This window comes from Grimontia sp. AD028 (genome assembly GCF_000973155.1).
Taxonomy (GTDB): domain Bacteria; phylum Pseudomonadota; class Gammaproteobacteria; order Enterobacterales; family Vibrionaceae; genus Enterovibrio; species Enterovibrio indicus.
The window spans coordinates 1-20,479 of the sequence record NZ_LASY01000056.1 but is presented as its reverse complement, the minus strand read 5'-3'; the positions used below and the strand labels follow the sequence as shown (position 1 = coordinate 20,479).

Annotated in this window: 17 protein-coding genes; 3 read left to right on the top strand and 14 right to left on the bottom strand. The window is 49.8% G+C overall.

From position 1 onward, the window contains the following. Window positions 1–40: 40 nt before the first annotated feature. On the bottom strand, window positions 41–649 hold the full coding sequence (locus RN22_RS13180; protein WP_046304942.1) for a Shedu immune nuclease family protein: 609 nt from the start codon (window positions 647–649) through the stop codon (window positions 41–43). A 402-nt stretch (window positions 650–1,051) separates the two neighbouring features. Between RN22_RS13180 and RN22_RS13175 the strand changes: the two genes are divergently transcribed. Further along, window positions 1,052–1,444: a hypothetical protein gene (locus RN22_RS13175; RefSeq protein ID WP_046304940.1), complete on the top strand. Its 393-nt coding sequence runs from the start codon at window positions 1,052–1,054 to the stop codon at window positions 1,442–1,444. 9 nt (window positions 1,445–1,453) lie between these two features. Here RN22_RS13175 and RN22_RS13170 read toward each other — a convergent pair whose 3' ends face one another. The 9 genes from RN22_RS13170 to RN22_RS13130 all read right to left on the bottom strand — a co-directional run bounded on the left by RN22_RS13170 (window position 1,454) and on the right by RN22_RS13130 (window position 11,344). Further along, window positions 1,454–2,332 (bottom strand): AraC family transcriptional regulator, encoded by an 879-nt coding sequence (locus RN22_RS13170; protein WP_046304938.1) that lies wholly within the window; start codon window positions 2,330–2,332, stop codon window positions 1,454–1,456. A gap of 7 nt (window positions 2,333–2,339) precedes the next feature. Continuing rightward, entirely contained in the window at window positions 2,340–3,818 is a 1,479-nt protein-coding gene (xylB, locus tag RN22_RS13165; protein ID WP_046304936.1) for a xylulokinase, read from the bottom strand. 4 nt (window positions 3,819–3,822) lie between these two features. After that, a complete protein-coding gene (locus RN22_RS13160; RefSeq protein ID WP_046304933.1) occupies window positions 3,823–4,632 on the bottom strand; it encodes an L-iditol 2-dehydrogenase in 810 nt (269 codons plus the stop codon). After that, window positions 4,629–6,029 (bottom strand): mannitol dehydrogenase family protein, encoded by a 1,401-nt coding sequence (locus RN22_RS13155; protein WP_046304931.1) that lies wholly within the window; start codon window positions 6,027–6,029, stop codon window positions 4,629–4,631. Before RN22_RS13155 ends, RN22_RS13160 begins: the two co-directional genes overlap by 4 nt. Next, window positions 6,022–7,128 (bottom strand): ABC transporter ATP-binding protein, encoded by a 1,107-nt coding sequence (locus RN22_RS13150; protein ID WP_046304929.1) that lies wholly within the window; start codon window positions 7,126–7,128, stop codon window positions 6,022–6,024. The genes RN22_RS13155 and RN22_RS13150 overlap by 8 nt, the downstream gene beginning before the upstream one ends. Beyond that, window positions 7,125–7,958: a carbohydrate ABC transporter permease gene (locus tag RN22_RS13145; RefSeq protein ID WP_002539006.1), complete on the bottom strand. Its 834-nt coding sequence runs from the start codon at window positions 7,956–7,958 to the stop codon at window positions 7,125–7,127. Before RN22_RS13145 ends, RN22_RS13150 begins: the two co-directional genes overlap by 4 nt. Window positions 7,959–7,967: 9 nt before the next feature. Continuing rightward, the gene (locus tag RN22_RS13140) at window positions 7,968–8,828 is read right to left on the bottom strand and encodes a carbohydrate ABC transporter permease (protein WP_002539008.1); all 861 of its coding nucleotides are present in this window, start codon (window positions 8,826–8,828) and stop codon (window positions 7,968–7,970) included. Between the two features lie 63 nt (window positions 8,829–8,891). Next, on the bottom strand, window positions 8,892–10,208 hold the full coding sequence (locus RN22_RS13135; protein WP_046304927.1) for a sugar ABC transporter substrate-binding protein: 1,317 nt from the start codon (window positions 10,206–10,208) through the stop codon (window positions 8,892–8,894). A gap of 236 nt (window positions 10,209–10,444) precedes the next feature. Next, window positions 10,445–11,344, bottom strand: coding sequence for a mechanosensitive ion channel family protein (locus RN22_RS13130; protein WP_046304926.1), 900 nt, complete (start codon window positions 11,342–11,344; stop codon window positions 10,445–10,447). Between the two features lie 442 nt (window positions 11,345–11,786). On the opposite strand from RN22_RS13130, the gene RN22_RS13125 reads away from it, so the two are divergent. Continuing rightward, window positions 11,787–14,447, top strand: a complete 2,661-nt coding sequence (locus RN22_RS13125; protein ID WP_046304924.1) for a M4 family metallopeptidase — start codon at window positions 11,787–11,789, stop codon at window positions 14,445–14,447. 18 nt (window positions 14,448–14,465) lie between these two features. Here the strand turns inward: RN22_RS13125 and RN22_RS13120 are convergent, their stop codons facing one another. Beyond that, window positions 14,466–15,050 (bottom strand): chloramphenicol phosphotransferase CPT family protein, encoded by a 585-nt coding sequence (locus RN22_RS13120; RefSeq protein ID WP_046304921.1) that lies wholly within the window; start codon window positions 15,048–15,050, stop codon window positions 14,466–14,468. A 397-nt stretch (window positions 15,051–15,447) separates the two neighbouring features. On the opposite strand from RN22_RS13120, the gene RN22_RS13115 reads away from it, so the two are divergent. Continuing rightward, window positions 15,448–16,806 (top strand): DUF4397 domain-containing protein, encoded by a 1,359-nt coding sequence (locus tag RN22_RS13115; RefSeq protein ID WP_046304919.1) that lies wholly within the window; start codon window positions 15,448–15,450, stop codon window positions 16,804–16,806. A 43-nt stretch (window positions 16,807–16,849) separates the two neighbouring features. Here the strand turns inward: RN22_RS13115 and RN22_RS13110 are convergent, their stop codons facing one another. The 3 genes from RN22_RS13110 to RN22_RS13100 form a co-directional block, all read right to left on the bottom strand. Continuing rightward, window positions 16,850–18,130 carry a cytosine deaminase gene (locus RN22_RS13110; RefSeq protein ID WP_046304916.1) on the bottom strand — a complete coding sequence of 427 codons (1,281 nt, stop codon included), beginning with the start codon at window positions 18,128–18,130 and terminating at the stop codon, window positions 16,850–16,852. An 18-nt stretch (window positions 18,131–18,148) separates the two neighbouring features. Further along, window positions 18,149–19,387 carry a cytosine permease gene (gene codB / locus RN22_RS13105; protein ID WP_039850058.1) on the bottom strand — a complete coding sequence of 413 codons (1,239 nt, stop codon included), beginning with the start codon at window positions 19,385–19,387 and terminating at the stop codon, window positions 18,149–18,151. Window positions 19,388–19,822: 435 nt separating this feature from the next. Beyond that, window positions 19,823–20,353 carry a DUF4136 domain-containing protein gene (locus tag RN22_RS13100; RefSeq protein ID WP_046304914.1) on the bottom strand — a complete coding sequence of 177 codons (531 nt, stop codon included), beginning with the start codon at window positions 20,351–20,353 and terminating at the stop codon, window positions 19,823–19,825. Between the last annotated feature and the right edge of the window lie 126 nt (window positions 20,354–20,479).

The window sequence follows — 20,479 nt, the reverse complement described above, 5'->3', positions numbered from 1 at the left end:
TGCTGCGTCCGGCACCGAAGGTGAGAAGTTGGTTGACTTATTAAGCCAATTTCTTTGGTTTGAATTCTCTTTGAACATAATGATATGTGTCAATCATTTCACTGTACAAATTGTTTGGAGGCAAAAAGGAACTCATTTCCCTCGCAAATCCATCATATGTTCTTATCTCTATAAAGTTATTTTCTGTGGTTTGCTGGGTCCACCGTTCTTTTCTTCGAATGTTGTTTATTTCTGAGCTTCTGCCATAAATCAATAACCCTCGAGCATTATAGTACCCTACGGAATCACCCGATCTTTGCCTCAGAGGTTCGAACAAGTTATATAGATATTCTGAGTTATTAGAACACCAAAAAAGCCAGTCTTTAACTTGCTGAAGAGCTTGGTTGAATTCCTTAGTGAATTCATCACTTTTTGTGAATATTGACTTTCCTGGTTTTTCTATCTCAACAAGGTGTAGAAATGTATAGCCTGATTGGGGATTTATATAAGCAAAATCAGTTTTGTATTCATTACCAAGAGGTAGCTTTGAAATTACACAGTTTCCCATTATATATTTTGTACCACAAATTGCCGACGGGCACTTTTCAAGGAACTCTTGTACAGGCTGTTCTAAAGGTTCTTTATCTACAAGGTTTATTAAATCGTTCATTTGATTAATCTTATCCCAATTCGTCGTGAGCTTAACAACCTATTGGCGGCGATAAAGCCCTCTCAGTCCCCGGATGCACCCGCTATACATTCCCAAGAAGACCTTGGTCTGTTTATCTCTCGGCCCAAGCTACCGCCCTCTGCTTCTCGGCAAACAACACGCCATCTCTGTCTAACTTATCCGGCGAAATGTACCACGAAGTGCATAAGTAAAGGCACGACTAAACTCGCAGATATCGCATGATTGATGAGATATTGTTCAAATAAATCAGATAGTTGAAATTTAAGAGGGTTGGGTCAGTGTTTCGTTACATTATCCCGGTTCAAAAATTGGCGATGCACCTCAACAATCATTCTCACTTATGGAATAATCTCGCCACACGTTAATTGAATGATGAGAAAGATGTTGCCACTGCGATTTTTCTCCCGCGCGATTGCCGCGTTTGCGCTTTTACTCTTCGCATCAACAGCCTACTCCGCTGAACTGCTCGATACTGATGACGTTAACAGTGCTGAAAGCACGTTTGAACGCCAGCAGGTGAATGTCAGTGAGCCTATCTGCCGTAACAACCTCCGTACCCAGTTGCTCGCGCAGCAAATCGCGTTCAGCGACAGCGAAAACTCCCCTGAAGAACGCCGTCTGGCCGAAGAAAGCATTGATTATGCCCGTGATGTGTTCGCGGAAAGCCAGAGCTACTGCAAGGCCAGTTTCGCCCTCACAGAGTTTCTTGATAAAGATTTGCTGGAACAGGCTCAGGTGCCGAAGTCTGGGCAAGTCCAGAGCTTCGATCCCTGATAGTGACCATTACAGTATATTCGGCGAGGCGTGTTTCTTGCGGTAAGCCAGCGGGCTGACGCCTTTAATGCGTCGGAACTGACGGCTGAAATTCGCCAGATTGTGGAAGCCCACGGTTTGGCTGATGTCGGCAATGGTGTCGTCGGTATCACTCAGTAATACGCAGGCGCGCTGAATCCGCACCCGGTTGACAAAGTCGGTGAAGCGGTGGCCGGAAGATTGATGGAAAAAGCGCGAGAAGTAAGACTCTGTCATTCCCAGTCTGTCCGCCATGGTTTTCAGACGGATAGGCTGCTGGTAGTTCGCCATCACATAGTCGACAACATCATTGATGCGGGTTTGTAGTGTGCCGGCATCCTTCACTTCAGACGCGGGCAGGCTTGAGAGAATGCGGGTATTTCGCTGGCTCAGGTAATCCAGAAACGCGAGAAAATTCACCAAACGGGTGACACCCGAACTTTCCCTGACCTTCACAAAAAACTCGACGGCTTTTTCAAAGGGCACGTTGAGAAATTCCAACCCCATTTTGGCTTGTTCTAACACCGGGGCGAGCTGCGCCAGCTCCGGAAATGACTTGGTTGCCTTATCAAACAAGTCCGGTTCGAACACAATCACCATATCGCGTAGCTGATGGCTTTCACCGGGTGCCAGATTGCTCTCCCAGTTGTGCGGAAGCCAGGGGCCAACCAGTGTTAGTTGACCGGGAGAAAAGGGGCCAAGATAGTTACCGATCATGGCCTTGCCGTTGGTTTTCACAATCAGATGCAGTTCATACTGCTCATGAACATGCCAATGAATACAGGAAGCGGGCACGCCATGTTCTTTGTAGAAGATGGATTGCTCGTCGATTTGTATAAACTCCCAAACGGGATCCTTGGCTGCAGACATAGCTCACCTAATTCTTATCGCGTGGGCCCATGGTTGGCTCAAGCTGCTGGTAATAGTGAATAAATCGTTGATGGTTTTCCCGATGATACGCTTGTCGGCTTGCGTTGGGTTGGAACGTTGCCGAGACAACAGGCGTGGTGCAGACCTCTTCAAGTGTGCCGCCTTTTACTGAAAGCATCGCTAACCTTGCCGCGCCGAGCGCAGGGCCGGTTTCGCCGCCAACATATTGGTTAATCGGCACTTCAAGCACATCCGCTACCATTTGCAGCCAGTATTGGCTGCGCGCACCGCCGCCAATGGCACCCAATGCGTGAAATGGCAACCCATTGTCGGACAGAGCGAGTAAACAATCCCGCAAGCTGTAGGCGATGCCTTCAAGAATGGCTTGGGTCATGTGGTGCCGTTCTGTGGTGGAGGTGATGCCCTGAAAGCTGCCTGTCGCAAAGGGGTTGTTATGTGGTGTGCGCTCGCCACTGAGGTATGGCAGGAACATTTCTGAGCCGTTACCCGTACCATGTTGTTCTGCTTCTTCTAGCAGTGCGGGAACTGGCTGGCCGCTAATGGTTGAAAACCACGCTAGCGGACTGGCGCCGTTGAGCAGGCAGGCCATTTGATACCAGCGATCTGGGATCGCGTGGGCAAAGGCATGAACCAGTTTTTGTGGGTTGGCGACATAGCGCTCTTTGGCGACGAAGATTTGACCGGAGGTACCGAGCGATACAAACGCGTCGCCCTCGTTAATGGCACCAATTCCAACGCCTCCGACGGCGGCATCACCGCCACCGCCACACACGGGCGTGTCGACGGGAAGCCCTATCTCTAGCGAGGTTTCTGACGTTAATGTGCCGCTGATGTCGTTGCCTTCGATGAGTTTTGGCATGTGCGCTGTCGAAATGCCGCTGGCGGCGAGGACGTTTTCATCCCAATTTCTGCTCTGTTCGTTGAGCCACAGTGTGCCAGCCGCATCGCTCACATCGGTACAGAGTTTCCCCGTGAGTTTCAGGCGCACGTAATCTTTCGGCAGAATCACTTTGTGGATCTTGCTGAAAGTCTCCGGTTCGAACTGTTTTAGCCAAAGGAGTTTTGGTGCAGTGAATCCCGGCATGGCTGGCACGCCAGAGCTTTCACCCAACTGCGGAAGCTGCTCGTTGAGGGTGTCACACTCTTTAAATGCCCGTCCGTCGTTCCACAAAATGGCAGGGCGCACGGGTTGGTTCTTTTCATCTAGGCAGACTGCGCCGTGCATCTGGCCGGAAAGCCCGATCGCCGCGACCGCACTCCAGGCATAGGATTGTCGGGCGCGTATTTTGGCAATGGCGGCGCGGGTGCCGTCCCACCAGATTTCCGGATCCTGTTCGCGCCAGAGTGGATGAGGCGAGTCAAAGCCATAAGATTCCGACTGGGAATCGAGCACGTCGCCGTTCTCCCCCATCAGGATGACTTTGACGGCGGAAGTGCCAATATCAATGCCAAGGTATGTGGCCATAGGCTTAGCTCATCACGTTGCCGCCATCGACATTGTAAGTCTGTGCGGTGATGTAGTCAGAAAGGGAAGAGGCCAGAAACAGCGCGGTACCAGCGATATCATTCGGCACGCCCATGCGCCCCAGAGGTACATCTTCGCCCACCTGTTTTTTCTTCTCGCCGGGTTGGCGGTTTTCGTATTTGGCGAACAGGGCATCAACATGATCCCACATCGGGGTATCGACTACGCCGGGAGAAATGCCGTTCACGGTAATGCCGTGCTCCGCCAGCGCAAGGGCGGCAGATTGGGTGTAGCTGATCACGGCGGCTTTGGTGGCGCAGTAATGGGCGACAAGCGCTTCGCCGCGACGACCGGCCTGTGATGCCATGTTGATGATCTTGCCGCCATTGCCTGCTTCTACCATGGCTTTGGCGACATCTTGCATCAGAAAAAACATGCCTTTGACGTTCACATTGAACAGCCTGTCGTACTGTTCTTCCGTGGCCTCCAACAATGGCCCCATGTCAAAAATCGCGGCGTTGTTGAACAGCACATCAATGGCACCAAACTGCGAAATGGTGGAGGTCACTAGGTGATGCCGCGCGTCGGCATCTGTCACATTGCAATGATGATAAGCGACGTTATCTCCGAACTGACTTTGCAACGCTGCTACGCCCGGTGAAGGGTCGAGCGGTATGTCAGCAATCACGCATTTTGCACCGCTGGCGAGGTAGGCATAAGCCACTGCCAGCCCGATGCCGCCGTTGGCACCGCTCAGCAGGGCAACCTTTCCTTCAAGTAGCGGCGCACCATTTTGTTGGAGTGATAGTGTCATGGGTAGCGCTCCTGATAGCCATCAAGCGTTTGTTTGATTTGCTCTTCGAGCTGCTCGCCAAAGAACGGAAAGCGTTTGTTGAGTCCTTGCCAGATATCGGGATCGGCGAGGAACGCTTTAATCGGCTCGGGCGATTGCATCCACTTTTCTGCAATGTGGAGATAAGGATCTTTATAGTTGAACTGGAGCTTGCCGTTTAAATACAAAGCGAGAAAACAGTACCAGTGGCTGACTAAGGTCATTGCCGCGTTCGGCACGTATCCGCGCTCAAGGTTAAATTTGATGGTGGGCAGAATAAATTGCGGAAACTTGCTGATACTGTCCATTGCAATACGCTCGATGGAATCGGCGATGAAGGGATTACTGAACCGCAATACAATGACTTGGCGATAATTTTCCAAATCAAAAGGGTGTTCATAAATGGTCGGGATGACTTCGTTTTGGTGGTATTGCTTGAGCAATGCGTTGAGTTCGTCATCGCGGATGTTTTCGTCGTAGGTTTGGTAACCGCGCAAGGCACCTATGTAAGACAGTCCGAAGTGTCCGCCATTGAGGATGCGGATTTTGGTTTCTTCGAATGCCTGCACTTTGTCGGTAAAGGTCACGCCGACTTGTTCAAGCGGGGGAAAGTCTGTCGCGAACTTGGTTTCAATCACCCATTGCTCGAAATCTTCGCCCATGATGGGGCAGAGGTCTTTTTTACCTACTTCACGCTCGACGTCTTCTGCCAAGTTTTTCGGAGGAACGGGCGTAATTCTGTCGACCATTGAACAAGGGAAAGTGACGTTGTCACTAATCCATTGAGTTAACTCGTCTAACGCTGCGGCTTCAACAAACTGACCGAATGCGTGTTTCAGTCGGTGGCCGTTATCCCGCAGGTTGTCACAGGTCGCCACGGTGATTGCGCCATTCGCCATTTTCTGGCGCACAATCAGCGCCAGTGTTAAATAGCCAAACAGAGTTTTCGGTTGGCCACTGCCTGATTTCACCACCTCAATATCCTGCACGATCTCGGGGTGGGCGAGGTTCAGATCATCCGACTCTGTCAGGTAATAGCCACCTTCTGTCACTGTGATGGTGATGGCTTTCACCTTGTCATCATCAAAGATGGTCTGGATCACCGAAGGGTTGGAGGACGCATCCTCCACCCGGTCGATACTGGTGATTTCGATGTAGTCGGCGTAGCCATCCGGACCGATGCGCTTGAAGTGAAAGCGCCCATTCTGTTTGCGCAGGGCATCAGGAACGGCTCGGGTTTCCCCCCGCAGATTCACATCGGTGTAGTACCAACGCTCCTCTTCCGGGAGCTGTTGGTTCAGTAAGTGCAGATAATACGCCTGATGTCCGCGATGAAACGCTCCGATCCCAAAGTGGACAAGGCGGTTATGCTCAGACATGGCTGACCTCTCCATAAATGTTCACGGCATTCTCATTGGCATCAAACAGGTACACGCAAGACGGATCCAGCTTCACACCAATGGCGTCGCGGAGCTTCGGGGTATATTTCGGATCGGCACGTACAACGACCGTTTCGCCGCTCAATGTGCGTACATAGGTCAGGGTTTCTGAACCCAATTGTTCGATCACTTCCACATCGCCTTTCAAATCGCCTTCTTCCGGTAAACAGAAGGTGAGGGATTCCGGGCGGAAGCCAATGGCTTTGGCATCCGCGGCGCTGGCTTCGAACGCGTCAGGATTGAGTTGGATGTGGGCGTCACCATTGAAGTTGACGTTCAGCGCATCATTGCTGTTGATTGCCGTATCCACTGGCAGAACATTCATTTTTGGTGTGCCGATGAAGGTCGCAACAAACTGGTTAGCAGGCTGGTGGTAGAGTTCCAGCGGTGTGCCGATTTGCGCCACTTCGCCCTGAGCCATGATCACCACTTTGTCTGCCAACGTCATGGCCTCAATCTGGTCGTGGGTCACGTAGACCATGGTGGCGCCAAGTTCCTGATGGAGGCGGGAAAGCTCGATACGCATTTCGACCCGCAGTGCCGCATCCAGGTTGGAAAGTGGTTCATCAAACAGGAAGACTTTCGGGTTGCGTACAATAGCGCGACCAATGGCCACACGTTGGCGTTGACCACCGGAAAGGGCTTTGGGCTTTCTGTCCAACAGGGCATCCAGCTTTAGCGCTTTAGATACCTTGGCGACTTTTTCCTGAATTTCAGTTTCCGGGCGTTTTGCCAGTTTTAGCGCGAAGGACATATTGTCTTTCACTGACATGTGCGGATAGAGCGCGTAGCTCTGGAACACCATAGCCACATCACGTTTGGACGGGTGAGTTTCGATGATCGACTGACCGTCTAGCTGGATGTCGCCGTGGGAGGCGTTTTCCAACCCCGCAATGGTGCGCAGCAAGGTGGATTTACCACAGCCTGATGGCCCAACGAAGACGACGAACTCGCCTTTTTGAATTTCAAAATCAATGTCTTTGAGCGCCAGCGCGTCGCCGTATTTTTTATATAGATGATTGACTTGTAAGTAGCTCATTTTACAGCCCCGAAGGTTAATCCCTGAACCAGTTGTTTCTGACAGAACCAACCGAGAATGACGATAGGCGCACAGGCCAAAGTAGAAGCCGCAGAAAGCTTCGCCCAGAACAGCCCTTCTGGACTGGAGTAAGTGGAAATCATGGTGGCGAGTGTGCCCGCATTGGCCGAGGTCAGGTTGATTGACCAGAAGGCTTCATTCCAGCTCAGTACGATGGAAAGCAGCGCGGTTGACGCAATGCCACCCAGAGACAGCGGCAGCAACACATGGCGGATTTCACCGAGTGTGTCTGCGCCATCCAGCCGAACAGCTTCAAGGATGTCTCTTGGAATATCTTTGAAGTAGGAGAACAGCATCCAGACCACGATGGGCAGGTTGATCAGTGTGTAGATGATCGTAAGCGCCAAGGTGGTATCGAGCAGCCCGGTTTTCTGGCAAAGAATGTAGATCGGCACCAATACGCCCACAGCCGGCAGCATCTTGGTGGAAAGCATCCACAGCAACATATCCTTGGTGTGCTTCTTAGGGTAGAAGGCCATGGAATACGCCGCAGGAATGGCAATGATCAGTGCCAGAATGGTTGAGCCGAATGCGGTGATCACTGAGTTAATCGCGAATTTCAGGTAGTCACTTCGCTCCTGAACCAAACCGAAGTTTTCTATCGTCGGTTCAAAGATAAACGAGGGCGGTACTTCAATCGCTTGCTGTTCGGTTTTAAACGCGGTGATCAGCATCATCAGGATTGGGAAGAACACCAGCAGCGCCAATGCCCAGCAAATGATGGGGCGCAGCCAGCCAGTTTGGTCGATAAGTGAAACATGTTTAGCCATAACGCCCCCTTAGGTCACCAGGTTCTTGCCGATCGCTCGGATCAGGAAGAATGCGACGATATTGGCGAGGATCACGGCGATAAGACCGCCTGCTGATGCGACACCTACGTCAAATTGCATCAATGCCTGCCCGAAAATCAGGAAAGCGAGGTTGGTGGATTCATAGCCCGGGCCACCACCCGTGGTGACAAAGATTTCCGCGAACACAGAGAGCATGAAGATGGTTTCAATCATCATCACCACGGCAATGGGACGCGCCAAGTGGGGCAGTGTCAGGTAGCGGAATACCTGCCAGCCTGTCGCACCATCAAGTAATGCGGCCTCTTTTTGTTCGTGGTCCATGGATTGGAGCGAGGTAATGAAAATCAGCAAGGCAAAGGGCATCCATTGCCAACTGATCATGGCGATGATGGAACCGAGCGGAAATTGTTCCAGCCAGTCTACGGGCTGCAAGCCAACGCTTTCCCAAAGCGCAGCTAACACGCCGTATACCGGGTGCATCATCATGTTTTTCCAGATAAGCGCGTTCACGGTTGGCATGATGAAGAAAGGAGAAATCAACAGTACGCGCACAATGCCGCGACCGAAGAAAGGTTTGTCCAGCGCAATGGCGATGATCAGCGCACCAATCACGGTAACGACCAGGACCATACCCACCAAGGTTAAGGTGTTGATGATCGCGGGCCAAAAAGCTTCGTCCGTGTAGAAAAACTCGAAGTTCATCGAGCCGATGAATTCGTTGTCTCCCGGATAAAGTAAGTTATATCTGATGGTTGAGAAGTAGATCGTCATGGAAAGCGGGACGATCATCCAGAGCAGCAAGCTGACAAAGGAAGGCGCAACCAACAGCCGAGGCAACCATTTTTGCATTTGAAATTACCAGTAAAGCTGAGAAGGAAAAGCCGGGCAGGTGACTGCCCGGCAATGAGGTGCTTACTTGTAGTAGCCAGACTTGCGCATCTCGCGATCCGCAGACTTGTTGGCGTTTTTCAGCGCTTGTTCAACAGTGACTTTGCCTGCAAGGGCAGAAGTGAACTGCTGACCTGCAGCAATACCAATCGCCTGGAACTCAGGAATGGCAGCAAACTGAACGCCCACGTAAGGAGTTGGTTTCAGGGTGCTGTTCGCTGGGTCTGCTGAGTTGATTGCTGCCAGTTCTGCTTCAGCAAATACTGCGGCTTCCTGGAAGTTAGGGTTGTCGTAAGTTGACTGACGGGTACCGGTAGGTACGTTCGCCCAGCCGTTCTCTTTTGCGACAAGATTGATGTAGTCCTTAGACGTTGCCCAAGTGATGAACTTCTGTGCTTCTTCAGCATTTTTGGTTGCTGCAGGAACCGCCAGTGCCCATGCCCACAGCCAGTTTGCACCGCGGTCGGTTACAGCAACGGGTGCTTGCGCGAAGGCCACTTTGTCAGAAACTTTGCTCTGCTTAGGATCGGAGATGAAAGACGCTGCGATGGTGGCATCAATCCACATACCACACTTACCTTCGTTGAACAGTGCCAGGATTTCGTTGAAGCTGTTTGAGCTTGAACCGGGAGGACCGTAAGTGCTCAGTAGGTCAACGTAGAAGCTGACTGCGTGGTTCCACTCTGGTGAGTTCAGCTGTGGTTTCCAGTCTTCGTCAAACCAGCGCGCACCGAAAGAGTTGGCCATGGTGGTGATGTAAGCTGCGTTGTCGCCCCAACCTGGCTTACCGCGCAGGCAGATACCGTATACGCCGTTGTCAGGATCGTGAATGGCTGCAGCAACGTCACGAATATGACCCCATGTCGCGCGGTCTGGCACTGTCATGCCAGCTTTGTCGACCAGATCTTTACGGTACATCACCATGGAGCTTTCACCGTAGAAAGGGACTGCGTAGAGTTTACCGTCGTAAGACAGACCCGCGCGCATCGCTGGCAGGAGATCGTCAACGTCGTAAGCAGCATCGGTTTCGACTTCTTTCAGCCAGCCTTTTTCACCCCAAATTGGGGTTTCGTACATACCGATGGTCATCACATCAAACTGACCGCCTTTGGTGGCGATGTCAGTGGTCACACGCTGGCGAAGCACGCCTTCTTCAAGCGTCACCCAGTTGAGTTTGATATCAGGATTTTCTTTTTCGAACTCCTTACTCAACTTTTGCATTTCGATCATGTGGCCGTTATTCACCGTTGCGATTGTCAGCTCAGTTGCCGCAAAAGTGGTGGCGGAAAAAGCCGCACAGGCAGCAGCAATGGTAGTTAGCGTTTTCCTTGTAGACAGCATTATTGCGTTCCTCTTTGATAAAGATGTACTTCGAACGAGTGTTAACATCTGCATAACAATCAAAGATCAAAAAAAGGCAACTGGAAACAAAAGCGGTGCATAAAAGTACTTTTATGACAGTGGAATGATGAAATTTTTACCTTGGGGATTTAACAAAGTTGAAAAATTTGGGCGGGAAATGCAAAAGGCTGCCTTTTAAAATAGGCAGCCTTTTGTCGATAAAACTGGAAGGGTTATCAGCAATGTAGCGCGTTAGAGTCGGAATCTGTCAGCAAATCTTCGGCAAACGTGACAGGCGGTTGTTTTAGGACTCTTTCGCAGTACATGGTCATGAAATCTTCGCGGATAAGTTGTTCCAATTCTGTCGCACGCTCGGTCGGACAGAAGATGCGAACATGTACCTGTGGGTCGCCCATTTCAGTTGAAGTGACATGAATGTGTGGGTCTGCACCTGGAAGGTCGACACCGGCGTGGCGTTCAATCACGTGGTTGTAGCGCGTCGCCACTTCGTAGAAGTCTTCACAGTGGTCATCAATTCTCGCCAGTAAGCTCGGCACTAACGGATACAGGTTCGCGGTTTCTTTCACTGTGATATTAAATTCATGATAAACATAGCGTTTCATGAAGTTAAGGTTCTTCACGGGCGTGGTAAAAAACAGACTATTCGGGAAGGTAACCGTTTTTCCTGTGTAGTTATACGTCCCGTGGTGAAGGTCGATTTCCTGAATTTTGGTCGCCATCAGGTTGTGTTCAATCACTTCGCCACAAAGCGAACCAACTTCGATCCATTCACCAATTTGAAATGAGCGAGAGCTGGCGCGTTGGATGGAGCCAGTAAAGCAGAGAATAATCTCTTTGGAAGCGACGACGACAGCAACGGCAATGGCCGTGAGTGACAGTGCGAACTCATTGATTTCTGAACGCCAGACCAAAAACATGACCACAAGAAGCATGGTAAAGGAGCCGTTTTTGGTGCGTGAAATCCATTTACGTTGCTCTTCACTCAGGAAGTTGGAATCACCCCAAATGAACTTGATTAGCACTCGTCGAATCAGCATGAAAAGGGTGATCACAACGAGAGTGAGCAGAAATTTGTGTTCCGTAAAAAAGGAGATAAGAAACTCTAGTTGTTCCACAACAATATCCTGATCCTGGTTTGTATCGTGAGTATCCGGTTACAACACTAAACACTACGCTTCAGTGGTGCAATAGAGAAGCTCGCTTATTTCTTTCAGATTTTCCGCCGTTTAGCGAAAAGTGATGCCCGTTCCCCAGTTGTTAATCAAACACCAATTTCAGTGTTTCTTTGGATGGTTTGACGGCGTGCCGCCAGCCCGTCGATAAGGTTTACAACATTAGGCATTGTGACAGCCTAATTTCTTTCCTTTTGCCATAAGCATAACCCATTGACTTAGAACACATTAAATCTCCTTCCGAAAACCTTTCATTTTAACAGTCTCAAAATAGGTTCATTTGGGTCAAAAAAAATTCATTTTCGCTTTATCAATACTCATCCCTCAATCATGATTAATCATAAGCGTTACGCATGTTTCCATTGTGAAACTATTGGGGGGATGGATGTTAGGTCGCGCGCTTTTCCTGTTTGGATTTATTTTTTTGAACTTCCTGATTTTGAAGGTAAATGCTGCCGAGGTTGTTAAGGCGGATGATTCTGTGTTTCAAAACGCGCCTTCTGCAGCAGCAATGAGTAGTCGCTTATCCTCATCAAAAACAGGCTTTTATCCCTCTGAAACCGTGGTTTTGCCTAACGGCAAAGTGAAGGTGAAACACCAACAGTTTTTCCAAGGTGTTCCCGTGCGCAAAGGCCGGGTTGTCTCAGACAATGTGAACAACCAATACGCTAATGCCCGAGGGTTAAAGGTTTCGTCTCTCAGCAATACCTTGGCCTCCGTAACGCCTTCTGTCAGTCAACAACGTGCCCTTCAAATTCTGAAAGACCAACATTTAATTGGGGCGCCTGCGGCTGAAATCCTGACGCCTGAAAACGAAAAGTCGGAGTTGTTTGTCTGGCTTGATGAGCAGGGCTCTCCACGTTTGGTCTATGAAGTCAGCTTCTTCCTTCCCGCCAGAAAACCAACCCGCCCACGCGCATACATTGATGCTAAAACCGGTGAAATCCTGAAAACGTGGGAAGGGCTTGCACACATTGAAGATAAGGGCCGCGGCCCTGGCGGGAATGAAAAAACCGGACAATACATTTTCGGCACTGACTATGCCGAAATGAAAATTAACAAAGTGGGATCGACATGTACTTTAGAAACGGCGAACGTGAAAACGGTAAACCTGAACCATGGTACGTCCGGTTCTACGGCCTTCTCTTATGCTTGCGCAGATGCCAGTAATACCAACACGTTTAAATCTATCAACGGTGCTTACTCGCCGCTGAACGACGCGCACTTCTTCGGCAACCTGGTGTTCGACATGTATCAGGACTGGTTGAGCATGTCTCCGCTGACCTTCCAACTGGTGATGCGTGTTCACTATGGCAGCAACTACGAAAACGCATTTTGGAACGGCTCATCAATGACATTTGGTGATGGTCAGTCTCGTTTTTATCCGCTGGTGGACGTCAATGTATCAGCGCATGAAGTGAGCCACGGATTTACCGACCAAAACTCAGATCTGATTTATGCTGGCATGTCGGGCGGCATTAACGAAGCCTTCTCTGATATTGCCGGGGAAGCTGCAGAGTTTTACTGGAAAGGCAGCGTGGATTGGCAGGTTGGTCGTGCCATTTACAAATCTGCGGGCGCTTTGCGTTACTTTATCACCCCGTCGGATGATGGCCGCTCAATCGACCATGCGAACCAATATTACGATGGCATGGATGTTCACTACTCCAGTGGCGTGTTTAACCGCGCGTTCTATTTGCTTGCGACCAAGCCTGACTGGGACGTTAAAAAGGCCTTTTCAGCCTTTGCCATTGCAAACAAACTTTACTGGACGCCGGATTCCACCTTTGATGAAGGCGGTTGTGGCGTGGCCCGCGCCGCGGATGATTTAGGTTACAACACTACTGACGTGGTCGATGCGTTCAGCCAAGTGGGTGTTTATGCATGTCTGGATACTACTGAACTCACCAGCGGTGTGCCTGTGAATAACACCAGTGGCGATAGCGGTTCTGAAACGTATTACTACTTCTCGCTCCCCGCGAATACGGATTATGCATCTGTGGCCATAAGTGGTGGGTCGGGGAACGCGGATCTTTACGTGAAATACAATGGCTGGCCAACAACCAGTGATTACGACTGTGCTTCCACTACGTCAGACAATAACGAAGTGTGTGATGTGACCCTGCAAGGTACGGGTGAATACAATGTGCTGGTGGTGGGGCAAACGGCCTACTCGGGTGCCTCTGTTCAACTGGATGTGGTGGAATCTCCGCCACAGGTTCTGAATGTCGGCGATGCGGTATCCAGCCTGTCGGGTACCCGCGGTGACATGCTTTTCTACAGCTTCACCTTGCCGGATGATGGCAGCAGCCTGCGGGTCAGTATTTCTGGTGGCTCGGGTGATGTTGACCTTTACCTGAAAAAAGGCAGCACGCCTTCCCAATCAGATTACGATTGCCGTCCTTACTACTACGGCAACAATGAAAGCTGTATTGCCCAGGGCAGTGCGGGGGATGAGTTCTTTGTGATGCTTCATGGCTACGCGGCATTCTCTGGGGTTACCATTTCTCTGACTCAGGAAAGTAGTTCCCAAGCGCCGGAAGAACGTGCAGATCCAATCGACACATCCGCTCCTATCACCAACATTCAAGGGCTTCAGGGAGAGGAGGTTTACTACTCCTTCACCGTAAGCTCAGCAGGTGTTTTGTCTGCTAATCGGGCATCGGCGATGTCGGCGACACCAATGTCAGCAACGCCAATGTCTGGGGGAGGCTTGACGATTTCCCTGAGTGGCGGGATAGGCGATGCAGATTTGTATGTGCGCGGAGGCGCTGCGCCGACGATAAACGCCTTCGATTGTAAATCTACTTCCAGTTCCAATCAGGAAACCTGTCAGCTTTCTAACCTGACTTCGGGCACCTATTACGTCATGGTATATGGCTCAGAAGCGTTTGAAGGTGCGAGCCTATCGCTATCAGAAACCGCATCGCAAGATAACGTCTCTTCCGGTGGTGGAGGTGGTGGCAGTCTGGGATGGTTGAGCTTGCTTTCATTGTTGGCACTGGGCTGGGGCAGAAACAGATTCCCAGTCCGTGCCAAGCATTAAAAGGTGTATGTAGTGATCCTAGGCAGCACTTAAACACGCATTGAGCTTTTTCTGACTGCGTTGAGCCCCGAGCAGTGCCGGATTCGTTTCCAGCCATTTGAGTAGCTCTGTTGTCGCCGCTTCCGGTGACTGACTCGTGGTATCAAGCTCAATGTCATAGTACAGGTGTTGGTGAACGTAGTTGTATTCACTTTCCGCCAGTCCAATCGCTCTGTCTCCACGCTCTTTCTCGCGCTTGGCGGCAATCAGCAAATGACATTTCACACCCACCATACAAACAGTGAAACCTTCCAATGCGGCCAGAAGGTTTTTCTTTTCTTCGTCGACAGTCCAAGCGTTATCAAGGATTAGGTAGCAGCCCGCTTTTGCTAATCCTTTTGCAGCTTGATGATACCCCTCTACTAAGGTTGGGTAGTCGTAGCCTTCGCGGAAAATAGGTTTGCCTTCAATCATGGCTTTCAGATCCGAAGGAGGGAGGGCGTAAAGCACGCTATCTATGCTGAAGTTCAAGTACTGGCGGGGTAGACGTTCAATGAGTGCGTTAGCAATGCTGGTTTTCCCTGCGCTGCCTGTTCCGTTGAGAATAATAATTTGTGGAAACATGTCACCAACTTAGTTTGATCGTATTTTTATGTAATTAGATGCTTATGAGGTGGCTGTGTACAGAAAGTCGGCAGCGAATTTAAGCTGAGTTCACACAAAAAGTGTGGTGTTATTTTGCGAATACTGCTTCTTAATTAAGACAGAGGTAAATCACTGTTTAAATTAGCCATTCATGATGAAAATCACTCACGCTAAGCGAATATCCAGAATGCTGCTAAGTTATCTATAAATTACAGGGATTTGAATGAGGAGTGTGTCGAGCCATTTGGATCACTTCCAATAATACCTTGTCCTTACGTTGATATTTCCCATCTTAAATCTTCAGATTCGACCTTTTGATCCTAACCGTCCGTCATTGTGTAACACAGTCACTCGTTGAAATAAGAGGAGTGACGAGATGAAACAATGGCTAATGATTTTGTATGTGATTATGGGCTTTTCACTTTATGGCTGTGGGGGAAGTAGTGGAGGTGGAGGTTCACATACGCAGGCCTCGCTTAGGGTTATCCACGCGGGAGCGGATGCGCCAAAAGTAAATATAACGGCGAACCAATCTGCCTTGGTGGAAGGGTTGGATTATGGTGAGAGCAGCGGTTTTGCGAAGGTCGCTTCACAGAACTACGAGGTAAAGGTAAACGCCTTGTTGCCTGACCAAAGTACACTGACGGTTATTACGGAAGATTACGATCTGAAAGCTGAACGCAATTATTCTGCGATTGCGATAGGCAGTGTCGCCGACAATTCTCTGGAAGTGCTGGTGGTGGAGAATGCGGATTCTGCGGTTGCTAGTGGCTATGTCAGAGTGCAGGCGGTTCATGGTTCACCAACTGTACCCACTGTCGATGTGTATGTGACTTCGCCAGATGAGGACATTGCATCGGCTTCACCTGCTTTGACACTGAGCTATCGTCAGTTCAGCGACCAGCTTTCAGTCCCTGCGGGGGATTACCGCATTCGCATTACACCGGAGGGAACTAAGACCGTGGTCTTTGATAGCGGAACTGTGCCATTGGCTTCCGGGACTGACTTATTGGTGACTGCCGCGCCGAACGTTTATGGCGGTAATACCACGTCGCCAGTGGTATTGGTCGCAGCTTCCGGTACTGGAGCATCAGTGATTTTTGACCAGACGACAGGTGCAGATCTGCGTGCGGTTCATGCTGTATCAGACGCGCCAGCGGTCAACGTACTCTTGAATGACAGCACAACCCCTGCTGTGGCTGACCTGACTTATTTAAACGAATCTCCTTTCTTGCAGGTTCCAGCAGGTACGCAGGATGTGACGGTGAACGTACCGTCATTAAGTGCGGATGTGCTGAAAGATATCCCTGTCTCCCTCGAGCAAGGTAAATTCTATAACGCCATTGTTTTGGGCTCGGTAGAGGCTTCCGACTCGTTTGATATCGAGCTGCTTCCCTTTGAGGAAGATCGCCGAAAAGTCGCAACAGAAGCGAAGATCTCACTGGTTCACGGCTCGGTTTCTGCGGGAACTGTGGATGTTTACATTACGCCGACCTCGGATATTTCCAGCGCCAGCCCTACCATCAGCAATTTCGTCTACAAACAGACGATAACAGGTGTCGGTTTAATGCCGGGCGAAGCGGTGGTTTCCATCACACCTGCTGGTTCGAAAACCGTCGCAATTGGTCCCCTGACAGTGAACTTCGAAGGCGGAAAACTCTATGGTGCCATTGCACAGGACGCAGTCAATGGCGGCGCGCCATTGGGTATAAACGGGTTTGATGAGCTGAACTGATTAAGTGGATAAGAAAAAGCCCCGCGCTTGCGGGGCTTTATTATTAACGCTTAAAGGTGACCGCTTCGGTCTCTTCAAGGTGTAATGAGGTGGTAGCAGGTTGGGTTTCTGCAATCACTTTACCTGCACGGATAGAGTAGCGAACAGGCACCTGACGACGCACGGCATCAAAGTCGTTTTCAGCAGGCAGGATCAGTAGGTTGCCCGGTTTGCCAACTTCCACACCGTAGTTGTCTTGAATGTTCAGGGTTTTTGCCGAGTGATGGCTGATCAAATCCAGCGATTGGTTCAGTTGGTCGTAGCCCATGATTTGGCAAACATGCAGTCCCATATGCAGCACTTGCAGCATGTTGGCGGTGCCCAGTGGATACCAAGGATCGAACACGTCGTCGTGGCCAAAACAGACGTTGATGTCTGACGCCAGCATTTCTTTGACACGGGTAATACCACGGCGCTTTGGATAGTCATCAAAACGGCCTTGCAGGTGAATATTCACCAGTGGGTTCGCAACAAAGCTGATGCCAGACATGCGTAGCAAACGGAATAGGCGAGACGCGTAAGCACCATTGTAAGAGTGCATTGCCGTCGTGTGACTCGCTGTCACTTTGTGGCCCATTTCATATTTGTGTGCCAGTGCCGCTACGGTTTCGACAAAGCGTGATTGTTCGTCGTCAATTTCGTCGCAGTGCACGTCAATCAGGCGGTCATATTTACGCGCCAATTCAAAGGCGTAGTGCAGGGATTCAACACCGTATTCTCGGGTGAACTCGAAGTGTGGAATGGCACCCACAACGTCTGCACCCATCTTTACTGCTTCTTCTAGTAACTCTTTACCGTTTGGGTAGGAGAGAATGCCCTCTTGAGGGAACGCCACGATTTGAATATCAACCCAAGGCTTCATTTCTTCACGCACTTCAATCATGGCTTTCAATGCGGTCAGGGTAGGGTCTGACACATCAACGTGGGTGCGGACGTGTTGAATACCGTTAGCGATTTGCCACTTCAGGGTTTGTTTTGCACGTGCTTTCACATCTTCGATAGACAGCATGGCTTTGCGCTCAGCCCAGCGCTCGATACCTTCAAACAAGGTACCTGAAATATTCCAGCTTGGCTCACCAGCGGTTTGCGTGGTGTCCAGGTGGATATGAGGCTCACAGAAAGGTGGCAATGCCATACCGCCTTCTGCGTCAATTACGGTTGCATCTGTTTTCAGCTCAGCGCTGTTGTCTTCAATGGCGCGAATAACGCCGTCTTCAATCAGGATTTGCGAAGGCGTTTCCTGACCGCGAATAACAACATTTTTAATCAGTAGAGATGCTGACATTGAGGTTTCCTCTTTGGCTCACACGCGAGCAGATTCGGTTTTTTTATTGTTGTTTAGCATATCCAGTACAAGATAGCTGATTGCACCGCCTAATACGGCGTTCAAAGGCACGATACCTGGGAGTAGGTGACCAGCCGCAATACCCGCGGCCACACCACCAATTGCTGCCCAGTTCACGGTCTTAAACTCGGCGTTGGCAAAATCTTTGTAACGCGCACGGTGCTTGATGAAATCGGCGATGATGATACCACCAATCGGCGGAATCGCTGCTGAAAGGAAGGTCAGCCAACCAACAAAGTTGTTGTAGAGCCACAGTGCGCATAGGGTACCAATGATACCGTTGGCAACGGACAGGTATTTACTTGGCAGCCCGGTAATATTGGAGAAACCAAGGCCGGATGCATAAAGCGCGTTGTCGTTGGTTGTCCAGATGTTCAAGCCAAGCACAATGATGGCTGGAAGGAGCAGCCCTTGCATCATCATCACTTCTGAAATATCTGACTGACCTGTTGCTGCCGCGCCAGCTGCACCAAAGATAAACATCAGGCTGTTGCCGATGAAGAACGCCACCATGGTTACGACGACAGCGCCTTTTGCACTCTTACCAAATCGCACGAAATCTGCGGTCAGTGTTCCCGCCGAAATGAATGAACCAACCACCAGAACCAGCGCGGTTGAGAATGACATAGGATTTTCAGGAGAGATGAGTTGGAGCTTTTCAATACCACCCAAGCTATCGATAGCTTCGATGACTGAGTATCCGCCGAGAAGGGCAATAGCAGGAACAGCGATGGCGGAGAGAATCATAAGCGCAGAGATGCCGAAATAAACGGTGGCGGTCATGGCTAGACCGGCGACTGCAATCAGAATGTTGGTGTCGATACCTGTCGCTTTCTGGACTGGCAGAGCAAACATGGCAACGCCAACACCAAACCAACCAACTTGTGTACCACCAAGAATGAGAGAAGGAAGCCAGGAACCTTTGGTTCCGAAAGAGAATCGAGCAAGAAGGTGAGTTGAAAGACCAGAAGAGGCGCCGATGTAACCAAGAAAGGAAGTGTAAATACCGAGGAGAAGATTACCGATGAGAACAGCGAGGAGGAAATCATTGAATGAAAGGCCGGTGCCTAACGTTCCTCCTGTCCACATGCTCGCTGAAAAGAAGGTTAATCCCAGCATGACCATCGTCAGGGATAAGATGCCCTTTCGAGCTGACTGTGGGACTGGTCCCAGGCTGTAGTTGTTGTCCGCCGCCATTTTACACCTCAATAACAAAGAGAAACGCGCCCGATATGATTCTATCGGTTAAACGGCGCGGTATTCTATCGGCGAAATGTGTGATGTCAATCGAATGACCGCTATTTTTGAGGGTTATTTTGAGTGACCCATTTTAACTATCTGAATTTAATGGCCTGTTTTTATGTCTGGTAGATTTGATGGGTGAGTTAAGTCGCATTTGTAATCGGTTGCCTTTTACTCAAGCATTTATAAATGCGGTGTTAAATGCAGATTCTACGGGAAAGTCTTTTACTGAGATGAATTCCTAAAATAAAAGGCTGACATTTGAGTGTTGGAGGTCAACACTCTGCTGCTCGATGCATTGAGCAGCAGGAAAGATGACATTAGCTGTTTAAAATAGGATGGATAGCAGGTTAATGTCCGAAAGTGGCATAAAAGTGAGTGTTAACTTGCTTACTTTTCACCATTTGAAGGAGGGAAGTTTGCAAACATGTCTTTCACCTGCTCATTGATGAACTCATTCTTACTTGAAGGGGTCATGCTATCCGTCAGTTTGCGGTTTGATACGGCACGCCAAATGACCTGATTGCTCTGATTGTCCACCATTTCTACGACCAGTTGACCGTAATCTCGCTCTTCAATGCGAATTGGGGTTTCATATCGTGCACCAAATCGGCGTGAACCGTAACCGAAGCTGATTGAAGGACCATGTGCAATGGCTTCGGTTTTTGGCTGAACGAAATAGCGAAGCGTCACGTTGGGGGAAGTGTCGGTTTCTTTAATGCCTTTGGCAGCCATTTCACGTTCCAATGCGCGCTCAATGCGGCTGTCGTCCAGTGATACGGGAGAGGTTGAAGGTTTGACGTCGATATCGTAGGTCTGAATATCTTGATAAGCGAACTGCTGGTCAAAGTCAGTGTAAACACTTTTGGCACAGCCACTTAGGAACAGCACCATGGCAACAGAAAATAAACGTATGGACATGACTTCGCCTCATCGTGGAATAGTGGAGATAATGCTATATACCCAAATAACTTGAAGATGCTCGAATTCAGAGGCCATCAATGCGTTCAATTCGAGGCAAATTTCTCGAGGAATAGTGGTTCTATT

Excerpts from the sequence above, each read along its gene's own strand:
- RN22_RS13125 (WP_046304924.1), top strand. The coding sequence starts at position 11,787 with ATGTTAGGTCGCGCGCTTTTCCTGTTTGGATTTATTTTTTTGAACTTC.
- RN22_RS13135 (WP_046304927.1), bottom strand. The coding sequence starts at position 10,208 with ATGCTGTCTACAAGGAAAACGCTAACTACCATTGCTGCTGCCTGTGCG.
- RN22_RS13140 (WP_002539008.1), bottom strand. The coding sequence starts at position 8,828 with ATGCAAAAATGGTTGCCTCGGCTGTTGGTTGCGCCTTCCTTTGTCAGC.
- xylB (WP_046304936.1), bottom strand. The coding sequence starts at position 3,818 with ATGGCCACATACCTTGGCATTGATATTGGCACTTCCGCCGTCAAAGTC.
- RN22_RS13120 (WP_046304921.1), bottom strand. The coding sequence starts at position 15,050 with ATGTTTCCACAAATTATTATTCTCAACGGAACAGGCAGCGCAGGGAAA.
- RN22_RS13145 (WP_002539006.1), bottom strand. The coding sequence starts at position 7,958 with ATGGCTAAACATGTTTCACTTATCGACCAAACTGGCTGGCTGCGCCCC.
- codB (WP_039850058.1), bottom strand. The coding sequence starts at position 19,387 with ATGGCGGCGGACAACAACTACAGCCTGGGACCAGTCCCACAGTCAGCT.
- RN22_RS13115 (WP_046304919.1), top strand. The coding sequence starts at position 15,448 with ATGAAACAATGGCTAATGATTTTGTATGTGATTATGGGCTTTTCACTT.
- RN22_RS13160 (WP_046304933.1), bottom strand. The coding sequence starts at position 4,632 with ATGACACTATCACTCCAACAAAATGGTGCGCCGCTACTTGAAGGAAAG.
- RN22_RS13180 (WP_046304942.1), bottom strand. The coding sequence starts at position 649 with ATGAACGATTTAATAAACCTTGTAGATAAAGAACCTTTAGAACAGCCT.
- RN22_RS13175 (WP_046304940.1), top strand. The coding sequence starts at position 1,052 with ATGTTGCCACTGCGATTTTTCTCCCGCGCGATTGCCGCGTTTGCGCTT.
- RN22_RS13150 (WP_046304929.1), bottom strand. The coding sequence starts at position 7,128 with ATGAGCTACTTACAAGTCAATCATCTATATAAAAAATACGGCGACGCG.
- RN22_RS13100 (WP_046304914.1), bottom strand. The coding sequence starts at position 20,353 with ATGTCCATACGTTTATTTTCTGTTGCCATGGTGCTGTTCCTAAGTGGC.
- RN22_RS13110 (WP_046304916.1), bottom strand. The coding sequence starts at position 18,130 with ATGTCAGCATCTCTACTGATTAAAAATGTTGTTATTCGCGGTCAGGAA.
- RN22_RS13170 (WP_046304938.1), bottom strand. The coding sequence starts at position 2,332 with ATGTCTGCAGCCAAGGATCCCGTTTGGGAGTTTATACAAATCGACGAG.
- RN22_RS13155 (WP_046304931.1), bottom strand. The coding sequence starts at position 6,029 with ATGTCTGAGCATAACCGCCTTGTCCACTTTGGGATCGGAGCGTTTCAT.